This window comes from Lelliottia jeotgali (assembly GCF_977070485.1).
This window is the reverse complement of record NZ_CDRVFO010000011.1, coordinates 39,773-60,473: the sequence shown is the minus strand read 5'-3', so window position 1 is coordinate 60,473 and position 20,701 is coordinate 39,773. Positions and strand designations below refer to the sequence as shown.

General features: G+C 60.4%; 18 protein-coding genes. 12 read left to right on the top strand and 6 right to left on the bottom strand.

Annotated elements, in window-relative coordinates:
- The first annotated feature begins 330 nt into the window (after positions 1-330).
- The 4 genes from ACW4TB_RS17375 to ACW4TB_RS17360 all read left to right on the top strand — a co-directional run bounded on the left by ACW4TB_RS17375 (position 331) and on the right by ACW4TB_RS17360 (position 4,488).
- Positions 331-1,359, top strand: a complete 1,029-nt coding sequence (locus ACW4TB_RS17375; RefSeq protein ID WP_012312832.1) for an amino acid ABC transporter substrate-binding protein — start codon at positions 331-333, stop codon at positions 1,357-1,359.
- 67 nt (positions 1,360-1,426) lie between these two features.
- A complete protein-coding gene (locus tag ACW4TB_RS17370) occupies positions 1,427-2,605 on the top strand; it encodes an amino acid ABC transporter permease (protein ID WP_279931791.1) in 1,179 nt (392 codons plus the stop codon).
- A 37-nt stretch (positions 2,606-2,642) separates the two neighbouring features.
- Positions 2,643-3,713 (top strand): amino acid ABC transporter permease, encoded by a 1,071-nt coding sequence (locus ACW4TB_RS17365; protein ID WP_217433461.1) that lies wholly within the window; start codon positions 2,643-2,645, stop codon positions 3,711-3,713.
- Between the two features lie 10 nt (positions 3,714-3,723).
- On the top strand, positions 3,724-4,488 hold the full coding sequence (locus ACW4TB_RS17360) for an amino acid ABC transporter ATP-binding protein (RefSeq protein ID WP_012312835.1): 765 nt from the start codon (positions 3,724-3,726) through the stop codon (positions 4,486-4,488).
- Between the two features lie 99 nt (positions 4,489-4,587).
- Here the strand turns inward: ACW4TB_RS17360 and algW are convergent, their stop codons facing one another.
- On the bottom strand, positions 4,588-5,748 hold the full coding sequence (gene algW / locus ACW4TB_RS17355; protein WP_012312836.1) for a Do family serine endopeptidase AlgW: 1,161 nt from the start codon (positions 5,746-5,748) through the stop codon (positions 4,588-4,590).
- A 158-nt stretch (positions 5,749-5,906) separates the two neighbouring features.
- On the opposite strand from algW, the gene ACW4TB_RS17350 reads away from it, so the two are divergent.
- From ACW4TB_RS17350 to cysN, 3 genes are all read left to right on the top strand, one after another.
- The gene (locus ACW4TB_RS17350; protein WP_012312837.1) at positions 5,907-6,665 is read left to right on the top strand and encodes a Nif3-like dinuclear metal center hexameric protein; all 759 of its coding nucleotides are present in this window, start codon (positions 5,907-5,909) and stop codon (positions 6,663-6,665) included.
- A gap of 226 nt (positions 6,666-6,891) precedes the next feature.
- Positions 6,892-7,809, top strand: a complete 918-nt coding sequence (cysD, locus tag ACW4TB_RS17345; protein WP_009684445.1) for a sulfate adenylyltransferase subunit CysD — start codon at positions 6,892-6,894, stop codon at positions 7,807-7,809.
- 15 nt (positions 7,810-7,824) lie between these two features.
- Positions 7,825-9,726, top strand: coding sequence for a sulfate adenylyltransferase subunit CysN (gene cysN / locus ACW4TB_RS17340; RefSeq protein WP_046784834.1), 1,902 nt, complete (start codon positions 7,825-7,827; stop codon positions 9,724-9,726).
- A gap of 71 nt (positions 9,727-9,797) precedes the next feature.
- Here the strand turns inward: cysN and ACW4TB_RS17335 are convergent, their stop codons facing one another.
- Both ACW4TB_RS17335 and ACW4TB_RS17330 read right to left on the bottom strand, forming a co-directional pair.
- On the bottom strand, positions 9,798-10,535 hold the full coding sequence (locus ACW4TB_RS17335) for a hypothetical protein (protein WP_254467181.1): 738 nt from the start codon (positions 10,533-10,535) through the stop codon (positions 9,798-9,800).
- 1,383 nt (positions 10,536-11,918) lie between these two features.
- Positions 11,919-12,398, bottom strand: a complete 480-nt coding sequence (locus ACW4TB_RS17330) for an Lrp/AsnC family transcriptional regulator (RefSeq protein WP_012312841.1) — start codon at positions 12,396-12,398, stop codon at positions 11,919-11,921.
- Positions 12,399-12,525: 127 nt separating this feature from the next.
- On the opposite strand from ACW4TB_RS17330, the gene ACW4TB_RS17325 reads away from it, so the two are divergent.
- Positions 12,526-13,719 carry a methionine gamma-lyase gene (locus ACW4TB_RS17325; RefSeq protein WP_279931783.1) on the top strand — a complete coding sequence of 398 codons (1,194 nt, stop codon included), beginning with the start codon at positions 12,526-12,528 and terminating at the stop codon, positions 13,717-13,719.
- Between the two features lie 185 nt (positions 13,720-13,904).
- Here ACW4TB_RS17325 and ACW4TB_RS17320 read toward each other — a convergent pair whose 3' ends face one another.
- Positions 13,905-14,342 carry a YhcB family protein gene (locus tag ACW4TB_RS17320; RefSeq protein ID WP_012312843.1) on the bottom strand — a complete coding sequence of 146 codons (438 nt, stop codon included), beginning with the start codon at positions 14,340-14,342 and terminating at the stop codon, positions 13,905-13,907.
- A 127-nt stretch (positions 14,343-14,469) separates the two neighbouring features.
- Here ACW4TB_RS17320 and ACW4TB_RS17315 point away from each other — a divergent pair, with 127 nt between their 5' ends.
- From ACW4TB_RS17315 to zapE, 3 genes are all read left to right on the top strand, one after another.
- Entirely contained in the window at positions 14,470-15,114 is a 645-nt protein-coding gene (locus ACW4TB_RS17315) for an alpha/beta hydrolase (protein WP_455843029.1), read from the top strand.
- Positions 15,115-15,139: 25 nt separating this feature from the next.
- Positions 15,140-16,489: a tryptophan--tRNA ligase gene (locus ACW4TB_RS17310; protein ID WP_012312845.1), complete on the top strand. Its 1,350-nt coding sequence runs from the start codon at positions 15,140-15,142 to the stop codon at positions 16,487-16,489.
- A gap of 85 nt (positions 16,490-16,574) precedes the next feature.
- Entirely contained in the window at positions 16,575-17,669 is a 1,095-nt protein-coding gene (gene zapE / locus ACW4TB_RS17305) for a cell division protein ZapE (RefSeq protein ID WP_042111177.1), read from the top strand.
- 159 nt (positions 17,670-17,828) lie between these two features.
- On the opposite strand, the gene ACW4TB_RS17300 is transcribed toward zapE, so the two are convergent.
- Together ACW4TB_RS17300 and ACW4TB_RS17295 are read right to left on the bottom strand one after the other, a co-directional pair.
- On the bottom strand, positions 17,829-18,824 hold the full coding sequence (locus ACW4TB_RS17300) for a GlxA family transcriptional regulator (protein WP_455843038.1): 996 nt from the start codon (positions 18,822-18,824) through the stop codon (positions 17,829-17,831).
- Positions 18,825-18,972: 148 nt separating this feature from the next.
- Entirely contained in the window at positions 18,973-20,013 is a 1,041-nt protein-coding gene (locus ACW4TB_RS17295) for an NADP(H)-dependent aldo-keto reductase (RefSeq protein ID WP_279931780.1), read from the bottom strand.
- A gap of 257 nt (positions 20,014-20,270) precedes the next feature.
- On the opposite strand from ACW4TB_RS17295, the gene rplM reads away from it, so the two are divergent.
- Positions 20,271-20,699, top strand: a complete 429-nt coding sequence (gene rplM, locus ACW4TB_RS17290; RefSeq protein WP_008097538.1) for a 50S ribosomal protein L13 — start codon at positions 20,271-20,273, stop codon at positions 20,697-20,699.
- Positions 20,700-20,701 lie beyond the last annotated feature (2 nt).

The following is a 20,701-nucleotide window of genomic DNA, read 5'->3' as shown; positions in this document are numbered from 1 at the left end:
GACTGCTCCGAAAGTGTGCGAATCGTATGAAGGCATGCGCAAAAAGAAGGCGCTGGAAATGATTGTCGGAAAAAGAATGTCGCAACGATACAACTTTCCCTACTTGACGAGCGCTTAAACGCTTTAGCCGCCAACTGTGGTACGCCCCTTGCTATGAAACCTTCGATGCAAGGGTCGGGCCGGTACGGTAACACCCTTGCCACGCGAAGGCTGTCATAGAACAGCCCATTGCGCCATTGACCCAATAACAAGCCAACAAGGGTCGGATGCGCCTCATAAGGGTGCGGTGCAATTCCGGCTCGTACAACAAGAGCGATTTGGAGGTTGTGAATGAAGATGTTGAAAACCACCCTGGCAGTCCTCACCGCTGCCGCCGCGCTGGGCGCCGTGAGCACTGCCCAGGCCGGCGCCACCCTCGATGCGGTCAAGAAGAAGGGCTTCGTCCAGTGTGGCGTGAGCGACGGTCTTCCAGGCTTCTCGGTACCTGATGCGCAGGGCAAGATCGTCGGTATCGACGCTGATGTCTGCCGCGCCGTGGCCGCCGCCGTGTTCGGCGATGCCACCAAGGTCAAGTTCAGCCAGCTCAACGCCAAGGAGCGCTTCACTGCGCTGCAGTCCGGCGAAGTCGACGTGCTGTCGCGCAACACCACCTGGACCAGCTCGCGCGATGCCGGCATGGGCCTGGTGTTCGCAGGCGTCACTTACTATGACGGCGTCGGCTTCCTGGTCAACAAGAAGCTGGGTGTTTCCAGTGCCAAGGAGCTCGATGGCGCGACCATCTGCATCCAGGCAGGCACCACCACCGAGCTGAACGTGTCCGACTACTTCCGCGCCAACGGCCTGAAGTACACCCCGATCACCTTCGATACCTCCGACGAGAGCGCCAAATCGCTGGAGTCGGGCCGTTGCGACGTGCTGACCTCGGACAAGTCGCAGTTGTTCGCCCAGCGGTCCAAACTGGCCGGTCCAACCGACTACGTGGTACTGCCGGAAACCATCTCCAAGGAGCCGCTGGGCCCGGTGGTACGCAAGGGCGACGAGGAGTGGTTCAGCATCGTCAAATGGACCCTGTTCGCCATGCTCAATGCCGAAGAGGCTGGCGTCACTTCGAAGAACGTCGAAGCCGAGGCCAAGTCCACCAAGAACCCGGACACCGCCCGCCTGCTTGGCGCTGACGGTGAGTATGGCAAGGACCTGAAGCTGCCCAAGGACTGGGTAGTGCAGATCGTCAAGCAAGTGGGTAACTATGGTGAAGTGTTCGAGAAGAACCTGGGCCAGAGCACTGACCTGAAGATCGACCGTGGCATGAACGCCCTGTGGAACAACGGCGGCATCCAGTACGCGCCACCTGTGCGCTGATGGCTGCACCCTGCGGCGGCATTCCGCCGCCGCAGGCTGTTCGAATCCCTACTGTCCGGGGCACTTCATGCAAAATCGAATCGGCGCACAAAAGGGGCTGACCCTGAGCGATCCACGTGTGCGCGCGTGGTTGTTCCAGATTCTCACGATCATCTTCGTGGTGGGTCTGGGCTGGTACCTGTTCCACAATACTCAAACCAACCTGCAACACCGGGGCATTACGTCCGGTTTCGACTTCCTCGACCGCAGCGCCGGCTTCGGCATCGCCCAGCATCTGATTCCCTATGTGGAGTCCGACAGCTACGCGCGGGTGTTCGTGATCGGCTTGCTCAATACCCTGCTGGTCACCTTCATCGGCGTTATCCTGGCAACGATACTGGGGTTCATCATCGGTGTGGCTCGCCTGTCACCTAACTGGATGATCAACAAGCTGGCGACCGTGTATGTCGAGACGTTCCGCAACATCCCGCCGCTGCTGCAGATCCTCTTCTGGTATTTCGCCGTGTTCCTGACCCTGCCGGGGCCACGGGGCAGCATCAGCTTCGACGATGCCTTCTTCATCAGCAATCGTGGCCTGAACATGCCCGGCGCCACCATGGCCGAAGGCTTCTGGCCTTTCGTCGCTGCCGTGGTCCTGGCTATCGTGGCAATCATGGCGATGGTGCGTTACGCCAACAAACGCTTCAACGAAACCGGCGAGCCGTTCCACAAGTTCTGGGCAGGGCTTGCCCTGTTGGTGGTGATTCCAGGCCTCTGTGCGGTGCTGTTCGGCAGCCCTGTGCACTGGGAAGTCCCACAGCTCAAAGGTTTCAACTTCGTTGGCGGCTGGGTACTTATCCCGGAACTGCTTGCGCTGACCTTGGCGCTGACCATCTATACCGCCGCGTTCATCGCCGAAATCGTGCGTTCGGGCATCCGTTCGGTCAGCCATGGCCAGACCGAAGCCGCCCGTTCGCTCGGGCTGCGCGAAGGCCCGACGCTGCGCAAGGTGATCATCCCCCAGGCTCTGCGGGTGATCATTCCGCCGCTGACCAGCCAGTACCTGAACCTGGCGAAGAACTCGTCGCTGGCGGCCGGTATCGGCTACCCGGAGATGGTCTCGCTGTTCGCCGGTACCGTGCTCAACCAGACCGGCCAGGCCATCGAGGTGATCGCCATCACCATGAGTGTCTATCTCGCCATCAGCATCAGCATTTCGCTGCTGATGAACTGGTACAACAAGCGCATTGCGCTGATCGAGCGGTGAGGATACGCCCGTGAATGCTCATGTTTTCAAACCTGACATGCCGCCACCGGTCAAGACCGTCGGCGTGCTCGCATGGATGCGTGCAAACCTGTTCTCCAGCTGGCTCAACACCCTGTTGACCCTGTTCGCCGTGTACCTGGTATGGCTGATCGTGCCGCCGCTGTTGCAGTGGGCGTTGATCGACGCCAACTGGGTTGGCACCACCCGCGCCGACTGCACCAAGGAAGGTGCCTGCTGGGTGTTCATCCAGCAGCGCTTTGGCCAGTTCATGTACGGCTATTACCCAGCCGAGTTGCGCTGGCGCGTGGACCTGACCGTATGGCTTGCCGTGCTTGGCGCTGCGCCGCTGTTCATCAAGCGCTTCCCGCGCAAGGCCGTTTACGGCCTGGGCTTTCTGGTGGTGTACCCGTTCCTGGCCTACACGCTGCTGCATGGCGGCTATCTAGGCCTGGAAAGCGTGCCGACCAGCCAGTGGGGCGGGCTGATGCTGACCTTGGTGATCGCCACGGTGGGTATCGTGGGCGCCTTGCCGCTGGGCATATTGCTGGCCCTGGGGCGGCGTTCAAACATGCCTGCGGTGAAGGTGGTCTGCGTGACCTTCATCGAGTTCTGGCGTGGCGTGCCGTTGATCACCGTGCTGTTCATGTCGTCGGTGATGCTGCCGTTGTTCCTGCCCGAAGGCATGAGCTTCGACAAGCTGCTGCGGGCAATGATCGGCGTGATCCTGTTCCAGTCGGCGTACATCGCCGAGGTGGTGCGCGGCGGCCTGCAGGCCATTCCCAAGGGGCAGTATGAAGCCGCTGCCGCGATGGGGCTGGGCTACTGGCGTTCGATGGGCCTGGTGATTCTGCCGCAGGCCTTGAAGCTGGTGATCCCCGGCATCGTCAACACCTTTATCGCGCTGTTCAAGGACACCAGTCTGGTGATCATCATCGGCCTGTTCGACCTGCTCAACAGCGTCAAGCAGGCTGCCGCCGACCCGGCCTGGCTGGGCATGGCCACCGAGGGCTATGTGTTCGCTGCCCTGGTGTTCTGGATCTTCTGTTTCGGTATGTCCCGCTACTCCATGCACCTGGAGCGCAAGCTGGACACTGGCCACAAGCGTTAGGAGTTTCGAAATGAGTGAAGCGATCAAGCAGCCTGCCGGCCCCGAAGGCATCATCCAGATGCAGGGCGTCAACAAGTGGTACGGCCAGTTCCATGTACTGAAGGACATCAACCTGAACGTGCGCCAGGGTGAGCGTATCGTGCTGTGCGGGCCGTCCGGTTCGGGCAAGTCCACCACCATCCGCTGTCTCAACCGTCTGGAAGAACACCAGCAGGGGCGCATCGTGGTTGATGGTGTGGAGCTGACCAACGATCTCAAACAGATCGAGGCGATTCGCCGTGAGGTGGGCATGGTATTCCAGCACTTCAACCTGTTCCCGCACCTGACCATCCTTGAAAACTGCACCCTGGCGCCCATGTGGGTACGCAAGATGCCGCGGCGCAAGGCCGAGGAAATCGCCATGCACTATCTGGAGCGGGTACGCATCCCGGAGCAGGCGCACAAGTACCCGGGGCAGTTGTCCGGTGGCCAGCAGCAGCGCGTGGCGATTGCCCGGGCGCTGTGCATGAAGCCGAAGATCATGCTGTTCGACGAGCCGACGTCGGCGCTCGACCCGGAAATGGTCAAGGAAGTGCTCGATACCATGGTTGGCCTAGCCGAGGACGGCATGACCATGCTCTGCGTGACCCACGAAATGGGCTTTGCCCGAACCGTGGCGAACCGGGTGATCTTCATGGATAAGGGGGAGATCGTGGAGCAGGCTGCGCCGGATGATTTCTTCGACCGGCCGCGCAGTGACCGGACCAAGTTGTTCCTCAGCCAGATCCTGCACTGATGCGGGGCACAGGGCCGCTCCTGCAGGGGTACGCGTTTTGCCTGTAGGAGCGGCCTTGTGTCGCGAAAGGGCTGCAAAGCAGCCCCGGATCTTGAAGCCTTACTTCTCTTCCTGAGTCGCAGCCGGCGCAGGCGGCGGCCGTAGCCCCACTTCGGCGATCAGTTTCAACTGCTGCCCGTTGCGCATCACCTCGATGGTGATCTTCTCGTTGGGCTTGATCCGCGCCACCTGGTTCATCGACTTGCGCCCGTCACCGGCCGGCTCGCCATTGATGCTCAGGATCACGTCACCCAGTTGCAACCCGGCCTTCTGCGCCGGGCCATCGCGGAAAATGCCCGCCACAACGATGCCGGGGCGCCCTTGCATGCCGAACGATTCGGCCAGTTCCTGGCTCAGCGGCTGAACTTCGATACCCAGCCAGCCACGAATCACCTGGCCATGCTCGACGATCGACTTCATCACTTCCAGCGCCAGTTTGACCGGTATGGCGAAGCCGATGCCCTGCGAACCGCCCGATTTGGAGAAGATCGCCGTATTGATGCCGACCAGGTTGCCGCTGGCATCGACCAGCGCGCCGCCGGAGTTGCCCGGGTTGATTGCGGCGTCGGTCTGGATGAAGTCTTCGTAGTTGTTCAGGCCCAGCTGGTTGCGGCCAGTGGCGCTGATGATGCCCATGGTAACGGTCTGGCCGACGCCGAAGGGGTTGCCGATGGCCAAGGTGACGTCACCGATGTGGATGGTGTCGGAGCGGCCGATGGTGATGGCCGGCAGGTTCTTGAGGTCGATCTTCAATACCGCCAGATCGGTTTCTGGGTCGCTGCCGATCACACGTGCCAAGGTTTCGCGGCCGTCTTTGAGCGCCACGACGATCTGGTCGGCGCCGCTGGTGACGTGGTTGTTGGTCAGCAGATAGCCCTCGGGGCTCATGATCACCGCCGAGCCCAAGCTCGACTCCCAGCGCCGTTGCTTGGGCAGGTTGTCGCCGAAGAAGCGGCGGAACTGCGGGTCTTCGAACAGCGGGTGGGCGCTCTTGTTAACCACCTTGGTGGTGTACAGGTTGACTACGGCAGGGGCGGCGAGCGTGACGGCATCGGCATAGGACACCGGGCCTTGCATGATCTGCGTGGTCTGTGGCGCTTGTTGCAGGTTTACATCCTGGCTGGGCAGGCCGACCCACTGCGGGAAGCGCTGGATGATCAGCATGGCGATCAGTATGCCGGTAAGCAGGGGCCAGCCAAAATAACGCAAAGCCTTGAACATGAACGAATCCTGGGAGTGGGCGAGGGCCATGGTGGCGCGGCGGGGCGCGAACGCGCGCGATCATACACCGGTTTCCCCAACGCCGCCGACGGCCCATAATGGCGGCCATTATACGGGCGTTGTTCCCGTTGAACGTGCAGATTTCGAGGAGATTTTCCATGGCCGTCGCCCTTGACACCCTGGTTGAAGAAGCCGAGCGTTACCTGGGTAGCGCGAAAATCCAGGATTACTGCCCCAACGGCCTGCAGGTCGAAGGCCGCCCGCAGGTCAGCCGCATCGTCAGCGGCGTCACCGCCAGCCAGGCATTGCTGGATGCGGCGGTCGAGGCACAGGCCGACCTGGTGCTGGTGCACCACGGTTATTTCTGGAAGGGCGAGAACCCGTGCATTACCGGGATCAAGCAGCGGCGCTTGAAAACCCTGCTCAAGCACGACATCAGCCTGCTGGCCTTCCACTTGCCGCTGGATGTGCACCCTGAGGTCGGCAACAACGTGCAACTGGCCCGCCAGCTGGATATCACTGTCGAAGGGCCGCTGGACCCAAGCGACCCGAAGGTGGTGGGGCTGGTCGGCTCGCTGGCCGAGCCTGTGACGGCGCGCGATTTCGCCCGCCGTGTGCAGGAGGTCATGGGGCGTGAGCCGCTGCTGGTCGAAGGTGACCAGGTGATCCGTCGCGTCGGCTGGTGTACGGGCGGTGGTCAGGGCTACATCGATACGGCGATTGCTGCCGGGGTGGACTTGTTCATCAGTGGTGAGGCGTCCGAGCAGACCTACCACAGTGCCCGCGAGAATGGTGTGAGCTTCATTGCCGCCGGGCATCATGCCACCGAGCGTTATGGTGTGCAGGCGCTGGGCGACTATCTGGCGCGGCGCTTTGCCCTGGAGCACCTGTTCATCGATTGCCCGAACCCTATCTGAGGCCATCTTCGTCCTCATTGCTGGCAGGCCTGCCCCCACAGGTCTGTAGGAGCCGGCTTGCCGGCAATTGGGCCGCAGAGCGGCTCTTTGATAGCCAAACCCCCAGTCATATCGTTAGACCTTTTCGATCTAGTCCGGCGCCTAAATAGAATCAGCCGCTGTGATAAAGTGGCTCGCTCGAACACGGCCCGAAGGCCGTCCATAAGATCGTTTTACGTGAGTAGCCATGGTCGACAAACTGACGCACTTGAAACAGCTGGAGGCGGAAAGCATCCACATCATCCGCGAGGTGGCCGCCGAGTTCGACAACCCGGTGATGCTGTACTCGATCGGCAAGGATTCCGCCGTGATGCTGCACCTGGCGCGCAAAGCCTTCTTCCCAGGCAAACTGCCGTTCCCGGTGATGCACGTCGACACCCAGTGGAAATTCCAGGAGATGTACCGCTTCCGCGACAAGATGGTCGAGGAAATGGGCCTGGAGCTGATCACCCACGTCAACCCCGAAGGTGTGGCGCAGGGCATCAACCCGTTCACCCATGGCAGCTCCAAGCACACCGACATCATGAAAACCCAGGGCCTCAAGCAGGCACTGGACAAGCATGGTTTCGACGCCGCTTTCGGTGGTGCCCGCCGCGATGAAGAGAAATCGCGTGCCAAAGAGCGCGTCTACTCGTTCCGTGACAGCAAGCACCGCTGGGACCCGAAGAACCAGCGCCCGGAACTGTGGAACGTCTACAACGGCAAGGTCAACAAGGGCGAGTCGATCCGCGTGTTCCCGCTGTCGAACTGGACCGAGCTGGACATCTGGCAGTACATCTACCTTGAAGGCATCCCGATCGTGCCGCTGTATTTCGCCGCCGAGCGTGAAGTCATCGAGAAGAACGGCACCCTGATCATGATCGATGACGAGCGCATCCTCGAGCACCTCTCCGAGGAAGAGAAAGCGCGCATCGTCAAGAAGAAGGTGCGTTTCCGTACCCTGGGCTGCTACCCGCTCACGGGTGCTGTCGAGTCGGAAGCCGAGACCCTGACGGACATCATTCAGGAAATGCTCCTGACCCGAACGTCCGAACGGCAGGGCCGTGTCATCGACCACGATGGCGCCGGTTCCATGGAAGACAAGAAACGCCAAGGCTACTTCTAATTTCAGGGTTACTCCATGTCGCACCAATCTGATCTGATCAGCGAGGACATCCTCGCCTACCTGGCCCAGCACGAGCGCAAGGAACTGCTGCGTTTCCTGACCTGCGGCAACGTCGACGACGGCAAGAGCACCCTGATCGGGCGCCTGCTGCACGACTCCAAGATGATCTACGAGGACCACCTCGAGGCCATCACCCGTGATTCGAAGAAGTCCGGCACCACCGGTGAAGAAGTCGACCTGGCGCTGCTGGTGGATGGCCTGCAGGCCGAGCGTGAGCAGGGCATCACCATCGATGTCGCCTACCGCTACTTCTCCACTGCCAAGCGCAAGTTCATCATCGCCGACACCCCGGGCCACGAGCAGTACACCCGCAACATGGCCACCGGCGCGTCCACCTGTGACCTGGCGATCATTCTGGTCGATGCCCGCTACGGCGTGCAGACCCAGACCCGTCGCCACAGCTACATCGCTTCGTTGCTGGGCATCAAGCACATCGTAGTCGCGGTCAACAAGATGGACCTCAAGGGCTTCGACGAAGGCGTCTTCGAGGAAATCAAGGCCGACTACCTGAAGTTCGCCGACGCCATCAACCTGACCCCGAGCAGCCTGCACTTCGTGCCGATGTCGGCGCTCAAGGGTGACAACGTGGTCAACCGCAGCGAGCGTTCGCCTTGGTACACCGGCCCTGCGCTGATGGAAATCCTCGAAACCGTGGAAGTGGCGGCCGACCGCAACTTCACCGACCTGCGGTTCCCGGTGCAATACGTCAACCGCCCGAACCTGAACTTCCGCGGCTTCGCCGGCACCCTCGCCAGCGGCGTGGTGCACAAGGGTGACGAAATCGTCGTACTGCCCTCGGGCAAGAGCAGCCGGGTCAAGTCCATCGTCACCTACGAGGGTGAGCTGGAGAACGCCGGCCCGGGCCAGGCCGTGACCCTCACCATGGAAGATGAGATCGACATCTCCCGTGGCGACCTGCTGGTGCATGCCGACAACGTCCCGCCGGTGACCGACCAGTTCGACGCCATGCTGGTGTGGATGGCCGAAGAGCCGATGCTCCCGGGCAAGAAGTACGACATCAAGCGCGCCACCAGCTACGTGCCGGGCTCGATTGCCAGCATCACCCACAAGGTCGATGTGAACACCCTCGAGAAGGACGCTGCCAGCGCGCTACAACTGAACGAGATCGGTCGCGTCAAGGTGTCGTTGGACAGCGCCATCGCCCTGGACGGCTATGACAGCAACCGCACCACAGGTGCGTTCATCGTCATCGACCGCCTGACCAACGGCACCGTCGGCGCCGGCATGATCATCGCTCCGCCTGTTCTGCCGCACGGCAGCACCGGCCAGCATGGCAAGCAGGCCCACGTGTCCACCGAAGAGCGCGCCCTGCGCTTCGGCCAGCAGCCGGCCACCGTGCTGTTCAGCGGCCTGTCTGGCGCAGGCAAGAGCACCTTGGCTTATGCCGTTGAGCGCAAGCTGTTCGACATGGGCCGTGCAGTTTACGTGCTCGACGGCCAGAACCTGCGCCACGACCTGAACAAGGGCCTGCCGCAGGACCGCGCCGGCCGCACCGAGAACTGGCGCCGCGCCGCCCATGTGGCGCGCCAGTTCAACGAAGCCGGCCTGCTGACCCTGGCCGCGTTCGTGGCCCCGGATGCCGAAGGTCGTGAGCAGGCCAAAGCCCTGATCGGCAAAGAGCGCCTGGTGACAGTTTACGTTCAGGCCTCGCCACTGGCTTGCCGCGAGCGTGACCCGCAGGGCCTGTACGCTGCCGGTGGCGACAACATCCCGGGCGAAAGCTTCCCGTTCGATGTGCCGCTGGATGCTGACCTTGTGATCGATACCCAGGCCACTAGCGTGGACGAAGGTGTGAAACAGGTGCTGGACGTGCTGCGTCAGCGCGGCGCGATCTAAGCCCTGGTTGCTGCATCAAAAAACCCGCTTCGGCGGGTTTTTTGTTTATTGGAGGGCGCATGGCTAATCCGCTACATCCGGTGGAAAAGATGATGGCCAAGGCGCCGAAAGTGCCAAGAAGGCTTGGGTCTGGAGAGTGGGGTGCTGACAAGGTAGCGCCGATCAGCACTACCGAGTGTTGATGGCCAAGCTGCTGCCAGAGCGGTGACGATGAACTGAAGAGCAGCCGCAACGGCCACCGTCCCCATGCCAGCTACTGCTGCTTTGATAGCCTCCAGCATTACAGTGGACGCACTTTCCGCTAGTGCGAACGTTGCCGCGCCGATCGGAGTGATGGTGGGTACTGAGGATGCGGTTCGGGCATCGCTGATGTAGCTGATGCGTTGGCGTGCCGCTTCTTGCCGCTGACGTTCAGCGTGTGCTGCCAGTCGTTCGGCTTCTGCCTGTTTTCGTGCAGCCTCTTCGGCAGCCAAACGTTGCGTTTCGGCCTTCAGTCGTGCAGCTTCCTGGGCCGCAGTCTGTTCTGCCGCGTGCCTGGCTTGAAGTTGCTCCGCCTCAATGGCGCGCTGAGCCAGGTTGCCCATCGCAGCGCTGAACCCTTGCAGGTAGCGAATGGATTCTGTCAGCGCGAGTGCGCGATGGTAGTCCGCCCACAGTTGTCCGGCTCGACGTGTGGCCTGCTCATCGACCAAATGTTGCAAGGCTTCGGTTTGCGGCTTGGACAGTGGCCCGATGATGTTCGGGTTGGATTCGCTGAATGCCGGTCCTTGCGCCTTTTTGGCCTCAATCAGACCGTTGGCGGCATTCAAGTATGCCGACAGCCGCTGGGCAGGGTATCGGTATCCTGAATGGACGTGGCCTGAACCACCTGATGCTGTACGAAGTTAGGCAGACAGTCGAAACAGATCTGCTGCTCCAATTTTATCTGCCGGATCCTGCGCTCGATTGCCTTTGGCAGGTCTGCATGAGGCTGCTGCAGTTCTGTGTTGTCGCGAAGCAAGCACATGGATTTCGAATTTCGAGTAATTACTCCGTATGGTTGTTTTGTTTTGTGTTATCTATCCATCGGAAGTGTTCTTGGTAATCCTTCTGTCGTTCGCAACCCTGCTTGTAGGGATCCATTTCGCATTTGAAGTGGATTTCTTGTTTGTCAGGGAGAAGCATAGGCATTTCGCCGGTGCATCCACTTAGGAATAATAGGGTGGTGATCGCTAGCTTTTTCATGGGTAGAGTTCGTTAATGTAATTATTTGCTCGAGGGGGTACGCGTTGCTGTGCAGGGACTGGGTGAGCGGTTTGTTCTTGAATTATGCCTTGTTTTCGAGAATTAATATGGCGCAATAGGTGTAGGCAATTCCGCCTTGATGCGTAGGAATTTGTTCCGGATTTGGTGGGGAGTAATTCTATGTGTTGTGTTATGCGCTATGTACCCATGATGGCCATGGAGCGCTGCTTGAGCGCTCCATGTGTATCAATAGGAATGAGGTGTGCAATGGGACGAAGTAAGTATCGGAAAATACGCTATCAACCTTTCCTTGGTTCTGGTGGGATATTGCTACCTCCTAATCAAGCCATGCAGGCTGGACATTTTATAAAATCAGAGAATGGCCGGTTTATTCTGCGTCTCCGAAATGATGGAAATCTTGTGTTGGAAGATGGGGGGACCGTCGTATGGGTGGCAGACGAGAGTCAACCTCATAGCTCTACATTTCGGTTACGAACTCGCGAGTCACTCCAGTTCGTTGTCAGTAACTCCGGATTTTTATATGATCCTGTCCGACTACGGATCTGGTCCGCTCAGTCCACTGAAACACTGGATAGGTCCTACTGGGAAAACAACTATCTTGCGTTGACTGATACGGGAAATATCCTGATCTTTGATGGTCGTAATGGGGAGGTGTGATGGGCGCGCTATGGCTATGTGCCTGGACGGCTGCCGCGTAGAACGAAAATTTATCCGGAAGTCTATCCACCAATCCCTCGGCCGCTCATTAAGATTCCACATGACTATCCGTGATGCATAATCGCGTTTCGCTGAATGTAGACCACCAAACTTAATAGGCTTGGTGGTTTTATGTGGATTTAGATTTTAGCGCGCCCTTAGGTGACTTTTTGACTGATTGTGTTATTGAGCAGCTGCTCATTGGAGGAAATGGGGAAAGCTAGACCTACTTCCGGCTTGAAAGATCTCATTCAGATATGCGTTTCCGACACGGGGATCACGCGTTTTTCCTTAACTGCCTTGTAGGAAAAACTCGAATAGATCTCCTTCACCCCGGGCAAGCGCTGCAGCACTTCGCGGGTAAATTCACCGAACGACTCCAGATCCCGTGCGAGGATTTCCAGCAAGAAGTCATAGCGCCCGGAGATGTTGTGGCAGGCGACGATCTCGGGGATTTCCATCAGCCGCTGTTCGAACGCCAGGGCCATGCCCTTGGTGTGTGAATCCATCATGATGCTGACGAAGGCAGTCACCCCGAACCCCAGCGACTTGGGCGACAGAATGGCCTGGTAGCCTGTGATGTAGCCGTTGTCCTCCAGCAGCTTGACCCGTCGCCAGCAGGGCGAGGTGGTCAGTGCTACCTGGTCGGCGAGTTCGGCGACGGTGAGGCGGGCGTTGTCCTGTAAGGCGGCGAGTAGGGCGCGGTCGGTGCGGTCGAGGCTTGAAGGCATATTTTGCCCTCCTGGTCCGTTAATTGTTGTCTTTGTTCCAGCAAGCACGCACATGGGTGGGCTATTTTGGAAAAAATCAGGCAGCTCGGTGGCATAAGCTTATAACAAACCACAAGAGGCTGTTGCCATGCGCGACTCCCATAACAACACCGGTTTTTCCACACGTTCCATTCACCATGGCTACGATCCGCTTTCCCACGGTGGCGCGCTGGTGCCGCCGGTGTACCAGACCGCTACCTATGCCTTCCCGACCGTCGAATACGGTGCTGCCTGCTTCGCCGGGGAGGAGGCGGGGCACTTCTACAGTCGCATCTCCAACCCCACCCTGGCCTTGCTTGAGCAGCGCATGGCCTCGCTGGAGGGCGGTGAGGCGGGATTGGCGCTGGCGTCGGGGATGGGCGCCATCACTTCGACCATCTGGACCCTGCTGCGGCCTGGCGATGAACTGATCGTCGGGCGCACCTTGTATGGCTGCACCTTCGCGTTCCTGCACCATGGCATCGGCGAGTTCGGGGTCAAGATTCACCATGTCGACCTTAACGATGCCAAGGCCCTGAAAGCGGCGATCAACGGCAAAACGCGGATGATCTACTTCGAAACGCCGGCCAACCCCAACATGCAACTGGTGGATATAGCGGCGGTCGTCGAGGCAGTGCGAGGCAGTGATGTGCTTGTGGTGGTCGACAACACCTACTGCACGCCTTATCTGCAGCGGCCGCTGGAGCTCGGGGCGGACTTGGTGGTGCATTCGGCGACCAAGTACCTCAGTGGCCATGGCGACATTACCGCCGGCCTGGTGGTGGGGCGCAAGGCGCTGGTCGACCGCATTCGCCTGGAAGGGCTGAAAGACATGACCGGGGCTGTACTTTCGCCGCATGACGCTTCGCTATTGATGCGCGGTATCAAGACCCTTGCACTGCGCATGGACCGGCACTGCGCCAATGCACTGCAGGTGGCGCAGTTCCTGGCTCGGCAGCCGCAGGTGGAGCTGATTCACTACCCGGGGTTGCCGTCGTTTGCCCAGTACGAACTGGCACAGCGGCAGATGTGTTTGCCGGGCGGGATGATTGCCTTTGAGCTTAAGGGCGGGATCGAGGCTGGGCGGCGCTTCATGAATGCGCTGCAACTGTTTGCCCGTGCGGTAAGCCTGGGGGATGCCGAGTCGCTGGCGCAGCACCCGGCGAGCATGACGCACTCCAGTTACACGCCGCAGGAGCGGGCCCATCATGGGATATCGGAAGGGTTGGTGCGGTTGTCGGTGGGGCTGGAGGATGTGCAAGACCTGCTGGCGGACATCGAGCAGGCGCTGGGGCATCTGTAGGAGCGGCCTTGTGCCGCGAAAGGGGCGCGCAGCGACCCCCGGATTTCAGCCATCGTGCAAGATTGCCGGGGCTGCTTTGCAGCCCGTTCGCGGCGCGAGGCCGCTCCTACACGGGGTCGTGCACGGGCAGGAAAACGGCATCCACAAAAAAGGCCTCTTACGAGGCCTTTTACGTGTTCAGCAGATCAACGCTTGAGCCCGTAGCTCTCGTCAAGCATGCCCGGCGAGTTCGGCGCTTTTGGCGCATAGTCGCGCGGTACTTCTGCGGTGTCTTTGGGCGGCGTCAGGCGGTCACGTGGTGCCTGGGCCGACTCGGAGTGCAGTGCAGCCAGCAGGCGCTGACGAGTGACTTCATCAAGGGCCAGGCTATTGGCGCCTTCGGCCAGGTGATCCTGGACATCCTGGTAGCTCTGGGTCAGTTTCTTGACCAGCATTGCGGTGCTGTTGAAGTGGGTGACCACTTCGTTCTGGTAGCTGTCGAAGCGCTTCTGGATGTCGTCCAGTTGGCGCTGGGTGTTGGTCGGCGCAGCATTGGGCAGCAGGCGGGCCACGATGAAACCGACCGCCACACCGATGACTAGGGCCAGGGTTGGCAACAACCAAACAAGGAGCGAGAGTTCCACGAGTCCTTCCTCTATAAACGGCTTTGCTTTACGTTAACGGCTCAGACCTGCGCTGTATACCGCGAGCGATCGCAAATCAGAACAGAATTCCTACCCTAGACGAATCGACCCCCTTCGAGGTCACGGAGTGAGTGCCTTGCTTGTCCGCGAAACCCCCTTGTTCATCGATGGCCCCGTCGGCCAGCTGGAAGCCTTGTACCTGGACGTGGCCGACGCCCGTGGCGCGGTGCTGATCTGCCACCCCAATCCGGTTCAGGGTGGCACCATGCTCAACAAGGTGGTCTCGACCCTGCAACGCACGGCACGCGACGCTGGCTACGTGACATTGCGTTTCAATTACCGCGGTGTTGGCCAGAGCGCGGGCAGCCATGACATGGGCGCCGGTGAAGTGGCCGATGCACAAGCTGCCGCAGCCTGGTTGCGCGAAAAACACCCGCACCTGCCGCTGGTGCTGATGGGCTTCTCGTTCGGCGGCTTTGTCGCCACCAGCCTGGCCGGGCGCCTTGAGAGCGCCGACGTTACGCTGCAGCACCTGTTCATGATTGCCCCGGCCGTGATGCGTCTGACTGCAGAGTTCCCCTTGCCGCAGCGCTGCCCGATCACCGTGGTGCAGCCAGATGCCGACGAAGTGGTTGCACCGCAGCTCGTTTACGAATGGTCTGACGCGCTGTCGCGCCCCCATGAGCTGCTGAAAGTGGCAGAATGCGGACACTTCTTCCATGGCAAGCTGACCGATCTGAAGGATCTGCTGCTGCCGCGCCTTTCGAATTGAGCCAAGCCTGAATAAGCGAACACCCATGACCACGCGCATTCTCACTGGTATCACCACCACCGGTACCCCACACCTGGGCAACTACGCCGGTGCCATTCGCCCGGCGATCGTCGCCAGCCAGCAGCCGGGGGCAGACTCGTTCTACTTTTTGGCCGACTACCACGCCCTGATCAAGTGCGATGACCCGCTGCGCATTCAGCGCTCGCGTCTGGAAATCGCTGCTACCTGGCTGGCCGGCGGCCTCGACCCGGACAAAGTGACCTTCTACCGTCAGTCCGATATTCCCGAGATTCCCGAGCTGACCTGGCTGCTCACCTGCGTTGCGGCCAAGGGCCTGCTCAACCGTGCGCACGCCTACAAGGCTTCGGTGGACAAGAACCTCGAGAATGGCGAAGACCCGGACGCCGGCGTGACCATGGGCCTTTACAGCTACCCGGTGCTGATGGCGGCGGACATCCTGATGTTCAACGCGCACAAGGTGCCGGTCGGTCGTGACCAGATCCAGCACGTGGAAATGGCCCGTGACATCGGCCAGCGCTTCAACCACCTGTTCGGCCAAGGCAAGGACTTCTTCGCCTTGCCAGAGGCGGTTATCGAAGAAAGTGTGGCGACATTGCCTGGCCTGGACGGGCGCAAGATGTCCAAGAGCTATGACAACACCATCCCGCTTTTCTCCAGCGCCAAGGACATGAAAGACGCCATTTCGCGCATCGTCACCGACTCGCGCGCACCTGGCGAAGCGAAAGACCCAGACAACGCGCACCTGTTCACCCTGTTCCAGGCCTTCTCGACGCCGGTGCAATGCGCCGAGTTCCGCGAAGAATTGCTGCAGGGCCTGGGCTGGGGCGAGGCCAAGCAGCGCCTGTTCCAGCTGCTTGACGGGCAACTGGCCGAGAAGCGTGAGCACTATCACCAACTTATTTCCCGCCCGTCGGACCTGGAAGACATCCTGCTGGCCGGCGCCGCCAAGGCCCGCAAGACCGCCACGCCGTTCCTCGAGCAACTGCGCGAGGCCGTTGGCCTGCGCTCGTTTCGTAGCAGCGTGCAGGCCACTACAGAGGTGAAGAAGAAGGCCGTCAAGAGCGCACGCTTCGTCAGCTTCCGTGACGAGGACGGCAGCTTCCGCTTCCGCCTGTTGGCCGCTGATGGCGAGCAACTGCTGTTGTCTCGCAGCTTCGCCGACGGCAAGAGCGCGGGCGCGGTGAGCAAGCAGTTGCAGCAGGGTGGCGACGCCGACGTACGTGTCGAAGGCCTGGGCTTCAGCTTGTGGCTGAACGGCGAGCAGGTTGCCGACGGGCCGCAGTTTGCCAGTGCCCAGGCCCGTGACGTGGCCGTTCAAAGCCTGCGTGAGGCCCTGGCGCCGCAGCAGGACTGAGACAGTTTGACGCAAGTCTGATTGCCATTAGGCGGGCCGGTCGCTACAGTGACGGCCCGTTTTTTGTTGCCTCGCTAACGAAATCATGACGCCCCTAGAACGATATCAAGCAGATCTGAAACGTCCCGACTTCTTCCATGATGCGGCGCAGGAAACTGCGGTGCGTCACTTGCAGCGCCTGTACGACGACCTGGTGCACGCGCAGAACAACAAGCCGGGCATGTTCGGCAAGCTGTTCGGCAAGAAGGAGCAGACGCCGGTCAAAGGCCTGTATTTCTGGGGCGGGGTAGGGCGGGGCAAGACCTACTTGGTCGATACCTTCTATGAAGCGCTGCCGTTCAAGCAGAAGATGCGTACGCACTTCCACCGCTTCATGAAGCGCGTTCACGAGGAAATGAAAACCCTCAAGGGCGAGAAGAACCCGCTGACCATCATCGCCAAGCGCTTCAGCGATGAAGCCAAGGTGATCTGTTTCGACGAATTCTTCGTCTCCGACATCACCGATGCCATGATCCTCGGTACTCTGATGGAAGAGCTGTTCAAGAACGGCGTATCGCTGGTGGCGACCTCCAACATCGTCCCCGATGGCCTGTACAAGGATGGCCTGCAGCGTGCGCGCTTCCTGCCTGCCATCGCCATGATCAAGCAGTACACCGACGTGGTGAACGTCGACAGCGGGGTCGACTACCGGCTGCGTCACCTGGAGCAGGCCGAACTGTTCCACTTCCCGCTCGACGAGGCTGCCGAGCAGAGCATGCGTGCGAGCTTCAAGGCTCTGACACCTGAGTGCACCCAGGCTGTCGACAATGACGTGCTGATGATCGAGAACCGACCGATCCATGCCCTGCGTACCTGTGACGATGTCGCCTGGTTCGACTTCCGCGCCCTGTGCGACGGGCCGCGCAGCCAGAACGACTACATTGAACTGGGCAAGATTTTCCATGCCGTGCTGTTGAGCAACGTCGAGCAGATGGGCGTCACCACCGACGACATCGCCCGGCGCTTCATCAACATGGTGGACGAGTTCTACGACCGCAACGTCAAGCTGATCATTTCGGCCGAGGTGGAGCTCAAGGACCTGTACACCGGTGGGCGCCTGAGCTTCGAGTTCCAGCGCACCTTGAGCCGGTTGCTGGAGATGCAGTCGCACGAATTCCTGGCGCGCGCACACAAGCCCTGAGGTCCTTGCGCTGTAGGAGCGGCCTTGCCGGGGCGCTGGACCGGTCGGAAAGGGGCGCGCAGCGGCACCGATGTTTTTTGTTGCGCCACAGAACCTGGGGCCGCTGCGCGACCCTTTCGCGACGCAAGGCCGCTCCTACAGACGGTCGCTAGGGCTGAATCAAGCTTCCTGCATAAACTGCTGCCGATACTGGTTCGGCGACAACTCCGTGTGCTGGCGGAACAGCCGCGCAAAGAAACTCGCATCGTCATAGCCGACTTCATAGCTGATGGTCTTGATGCTCTTGCGCGTGCTCGACAGCAGCCCCTTGGCTGTTTCGATACGTAGCCGCTGCAGGTAGTGCAGCGGCTTGTCGCCGGTCGCTCCCTGGAAGCGCCGCATGAAGTTGCGGATGCTCATGCCGTGGTTGCGGGCCACATCCTCGAAGCGGAACTTGTCGGCAAAGTGCTCCTCGAGCCAGTGCTGAATCTGCAGGATTATCAGGTCCTGGTGCAGCTTCTGGCCACCGAAACCCATGCGCCCGGGGGTGTAGTTGCGCTGCACTTCGTAGAGGATGTCGCGGGCCACGGCGCGGGCCACGTTTGCCCCGCAGAAGCGTTCGATCAGGTAGATGTACAGGTCGCAGGCCGAGGTGGTGCCGCCGGCGCAGTAAAGGTTGTCGGCGTCGGTCAGGTGCTTGTCCTGGTTCAGCCGGATCTTCGGGTAGCGCTCGGCGAAGCTGGTGAAGAAGCGCCAGTAGGTGGTCGCCTCCTTGCCGTCGAGCAGGCCGGACTCGGCCAGCCAGAATACCCCGCTGGCTTCAGCGCAGAGTACGGCGCCGCGGGCATGCTGCTCGCGCAACCAGGGCAGCACTTGCGGATAACGTTGCAGCAGGTTGTCGAAGTCTTCCCAGAAGGCTGGGAGGATGATCACATCGGCGTCGTCCAGGCCGCCATCGACCGGTAGCTGCACATTGCTGAAGCTGTCCACCGGCTGGCCGTCGGGGCTCACCAGGCAGATCTCGAACATGGGCTGCAGGCCCAGGCCCAGCTGTTTGCTGTAGCGCAGGCTGGCGAGGTGGAAAAAGTCCTTGGCTTGCATCAAGGTCGAAGCGAACACCTTGTCAATGGCCAGGATGCTGACGCGCCGCAGCGACGCGGAGGGTTCGGTAAACATCATTGTCATTGTTCTTATAGGGTAGAGTGGTCAATCACCGGCTGGATCGTCTTATGTTTTTTGTCGAGCTGCAAGCTTCAAGCTGCAAGCGGCGAGAAAAAAGCAGAGGATGCGACATCGCTCTGCTTTTTTCTTGCTGCCGCTTTGATCAAGGTGCCGGGTTGGGTTGCTCCTGATGAACCGCCTCGATCGCCGCCAGTAGCTCATCACTCAGGTTCAGCTCCAGGCTTTTGAGGTTGCTCTGAAGTTGTACCAGATCAGTGGCACCGATGATGTTGCTGGTCACGAACGGCTGGCGGGTGACGAATGCCAGGGCCATTTGCGCCGGGTCCAGCCCGTGTGCCTGGGCCAGTTGCACATAGCGGCTGCAGGCCGCCACGGTCTGCGGGTTGGAGTAACGGGCGAAGCGGCTGAACAGGGTCAGGCGGCCTTTTTCCGGCCGGGCGCCGTTCTCGTATTTGCCCGACAGCATGCCGAAGGCCAGCGGCGAGTAGGCCAGCAAGCCGCACTGCTCGCGGATGGCCACTTCCGCCAGGCCCACTTCGAAGCTGCGGTTGAGCAGGTTGTACGGGTTCTGGATCGACACCGCACGGGGCCAGCCTCGGGTTTCGGCCAGTTGCAAGAACTTCATGGTGCCCCACGGCGTTTCGTTGGAAAGGCCAATGTGGCGGATCTTGCCTGCCCGCACCTGCTCGTCGAGCACCTCGAGGGTTTCTTCCAATGGGGTGAACAGGTCATTCGGCAGGTGCTGGTAGCCGAGCTTGCCGAAGAAGTTGGTGCTGCGCTCTGGCCAGTGCAGCTGGTAAAGGTCGATACGGTCGGTTTGCAGGCGTTCAAGGCTCGCATCCAGCGCCGCGATGATGTGCTGGCGGTTGTGCTTGAGCTGGCCGTCGCGGATGTGGCTGATACCGTTGCCGGGGCCGGCGACCTTGCTGGCGAGGATCCAGTCATCGCGGTCGCCGTGCTGGCGGAACCAGTTGCCGATGATGCGCTCGGTGGCGGCATAGGTCTCGGGGCGTGGCGGCACCGGATACATTTCGGCAGTGTCGATGAAGTTGACCCCGCTGTTTTTGGCCAGTCTGATCTGGGCGAAGGCCTCGGCCTCGTCGTTTTGCTCGCCCCAGGTCATGGTGCCCAGGCACAGGGCGCTGACATCGAGATCGGTACGGCCGAGCTTGCGGTATTCCATCGGGAAAACACTCCTTGGCAAAAACACCCATAAAAGCAGGTTGAAATTTTTCGCGCAATCTGGATAATTCGGCACCTCTCCGTGTGGCGGAAGTGATGCACCACCACGCAGGAAGAACCCCGTCGAACATTGGCGTGCCCGACCCGAGCCCCCAAAAGCGTCTGTGTTCGGCTGCGCGCTTGCCCTTGGCAAGCTGTGCACTATCCAGTAAGATTCGCCGTCTATTTTTCGCTGGGCGGCCTCTGAGGCTTTAGAGAATGAAAACTTTTACTGCTAAACCGGAAACAGTAAAGCGCGAGTGGTTCGTAGTCGACGCCGCTGGCCAGACCCTGGGTCGTCTGGCTACCGAAATCGCTAGCCGTCTGCGTGGCAAGCACAAACCAGAATACACCCCTCACGTTGACACCGGCGACTACATCGTCGTCATCAACGCCGAGCAAATCCGTGTAACTGGCGCCAAGTCTTCCGACAAGATGTACTACTCCCACTCCGGCTTCCCGGGCGGTATCAAGGAAATCAACTTCGAGAAGTTGATCGCCAAGGCCCCTGAGCGTGTTATCGAAACCGCGGTCAAAGGCATGCTGCCGAAGAACCCGCTGGGTCGCGACATGTACCGTAAGCTGAAAGTGTACGCGGGTGCTGCTCACCCACACACTGCTCAGCAGCCTCAAGAACTGAAGATCTAACG

Coding starts and splice junctions, on each gene's coding strand:
- cysN (WP_046784834.1), top strand. CDS start 7,825: ATGTCGCACCAATCTGATCTGATCAGCGAGGACATCCTCGCCTACCTG.
- ACW4TB_RS17375 (WP_012312832.1), top strand. CDS start 331: ATGAAGATGTTGAAAACCACCCTGGCAGTCCTCACCGCTGCCGCCGCG.
- ACW4TB_RS17330 (WP_012312841.1), bottom strand. CDS start 12,398: ATGCCTTCAAGCCTCGACCGCACCGACCGCGCCCTACTCGCCGCCTTA.
- algW (WP_012312836.1), bottom strand. CDS start 5,748: ATGTTCAAGGCTTTGCGTTATTTTGGCTGGCCCCTGCTTACCGGCATA.
- ACW4TB_RS17325 (WP_279931783.1), top strand. CDS start 12,526: ATGCGCGACTCCCATAACAACACCGGTTTTTCCACACGTTCCATTCAC.
- cysD (WP_009684445.1), top strand. CDS start 6,892: ATGGTCGACAAACTGACGCACTTGAAACAGCTGGAGGCGGAAAGCATC.
- zapE (WP_042111177.1), top strand. CDS start 16,575: ATGACGCCCCTAGAACGATATCAAGCAGATCTGAAACGTCCCGACTTC.
- ACW4TB_RS17295 (WP_279931780.1), bottom strand. CDS start 20,013: ATGGAATACCGCAAGCTCGGCCGTACCGATCTCGATGTCAGCGCCCTG.
- ACW4TB_RS17370 (WP_279931791.1), top strand. CDS start 1,427: ATGCAAAATCGAATCGGCGCACAAAAGGGGCTGACCCTGAGCGATCCA.
- ACW4TB_RS17300 (WP_455843038.1), bottom strand. CDS start 18,824: ATGTTTACCGAACCCTCCGCGTCGCTGCGGCGCGTCAGCATCCTGGCC.
- ACW4TB_RS17360 (WP_012312835.1), top strand. CDS start 3,724: ATGAGTGAAGCGATCAAGCAGCCTGCCGGCCCCGAAGGCATCATCCAG.
- ACW4TB_RS17350 (WP_012312837.1), top strand. CDS start 5,907: ATGGCCGTCGCCCTTGACACCCTGGTTGAAGAAGCCGAGCGTTACCTG.
- ACW4TB_RS17310 (WP_012312845.1), top strand. CDS start 15,140: ATGACCACGCGCATTCTCACTGGTATCACCACCACCGGTACCCCACAC.
- ACW4TB_RS17365 (WP_217433461.1), top strand. CDS start 2,643: ATGCCGCCACCGGTCAAGACCGTCGGCGTGCTCGCATGGATGCGTGCA.
- rplM (WP_008097538.1), top strand. CDS start 20,271: ATGAAAACTTTTACTGCTAAACCGGAAACAGTAAAGCGCGAGTGGTTC.